The organism is Streptomyces sp. NPDC050625 (genome assembly GCF_040654755.1).
Lineage (GTDB): Bacteria > Actinomycetota > Actinomycetes > Streptomycetales > Streptomycetaceae > Streptomyces.
Window position 1 is genome coordinate 1 of sequence record NZ_JBFAIQ010000115.1, and the last position, 1615, is coordinate 1615.

A 1615-nucleotide genomic window follows, 5' to 3' on the forward strand; every position below is an offset into this window, starting at 1 on the left:
ACGCCGCCGACCAGCGCCATCGAACACTCGCCGCTCCGCAGCGCCTGGGCCGCCAGGTGCAGCGCCACCAGCGAGGACGAGCACGCCGTGTCGACAGTGACCGCCGGACCCTCGAGGCCGAACGTGTACGCGACCCGGCCGGAGGCGATGCTGCCCGCGCTGCCGCTGCCCAGGTAGGCGTCCATGCCCGCCGGAGCCGTTGTCACGCGTCCGCCGTAGTCGTGGTACATCACGCCGGCGAAGACACCGGTCCTGCTGCCCCGCACCGTCGCCGGGTCGATCCCGGCCCGTTCGAACGCCTCCCACGACGTCTCCAGCAGCAACCGCTGCTGCGGATCCATCGCCAGCGCCTCACGCGGCGAGATCCCGAAGAAAGCCGGGTCGAACTCGGCAGCCTCGTGCAGGAAGCCACCATGCCGCACATACGACTTGCCGGAGCGGTCGGGGTCCGGGTCGTAGAGGTTCTCGACGTCCCAGCCGCGGTCCTCGGGGAAGCCCGAGATCGCGTCACCGCCGGAGGCGACCAGGCGCCACAGGTCTTCGGGCGAGCGCACGTCACCGGGGAACCTGCAGGCCATGCCCACGATCGCGATCGGCTCGTCCGTCCCGCTCACCGCGGCGACCGCGGCCTCGGACCGCTCCTGGACACCCAGCGTCTCGGCGAGCAGGAAGCGGGAGAGCGCGACGGGCGTGGGGTGGTCGAAGACCAGGGTCGCGGAGAGCCGCAGCCCTGTCTCCGCGTTCAGCCGGTTGCGGAGTTCCACCGAGGTGAGCGAGTCGAAACCGGCGTCCTGGAAGGCGTGTTCCGGCTGGACGGCCTGGGCCGAGGCGTGGCCGAGCACGGCGGCGACCTCGGTGCGCACCAGGTCCAGCACCACATCCTCGCGCTCGGCCTCCGGCAGCCCGGCCAGCCGCAGGCCCAGGGATCCCTTCGGCGCGGTCCGCGCCGTGCGCCGCGCGGTGCCCCGTACAGGGCCGCGCAGCCCGCGCAGGACCGGCGGCACCGTGCCCTGCAGCCCGCCCAGGTCCAGCCGTAGCGGGGCGACGGTTGCCCGGTCCAGGGCCAGCGCCGCGTCGAACAGCCGCAGACCCTCGTCCACGGCCAGCGGGGCCAGGCCCACCCGCTTGAGCCGGGCGAGGTCCGCCTGGTCGAGCCGGTCGGCCATGCCGCTGCCCTGCTCCCACAGGCCCCATGCCAGCGACGTGGCGGGAAGCCCCCGGGCGCGGCGGGATTCGGCGAAGGCGTCGAGGAAGGTGTTCGCCGCCGCGTAGTTGCCCTGTCCCGCGCTGCCCAGGATTCCGGAAACCGAGGAGAAGACGACGAACTCCGACAGGTCGCTCGTCAGCTCATGGAGGTTGAGCACGGCGTCGACCTTCGGACGCAGCACCTTCTGCATGCGCTCCGGGGTGAGCGCGGCGATCACGCCGTCGTCGAGGACGCCGGCCGTGTGCACCACGGCGGTCACCGGCGTGCCGGACAGCACCTCGGCGAGGGCGCCTCGGTCGGCCGCGTCGCAGGTCGCCCAGGTGACCTCGGCACCGTGTGCGGCCAGTTCGGCCTCCAGCTCGGCCGCACCGGGGGCCTCCGCGCCCCGGCGGCTCACCAGAAGGAGCC

The 1615-nt window shown here is 73.6% G+C and carries 1 protein-coding gene; it reads right to left on the reverse strand.

The annotated features are described in order from the left end of the window. Window positions 1-1615, reverse strand: a 1615-nt coding sequence (locus AB0I54_RS48120) for a type I polyketide synthase (protein ID WP_363302750.1), incomplete at both ends; no start/stop codon positions are given.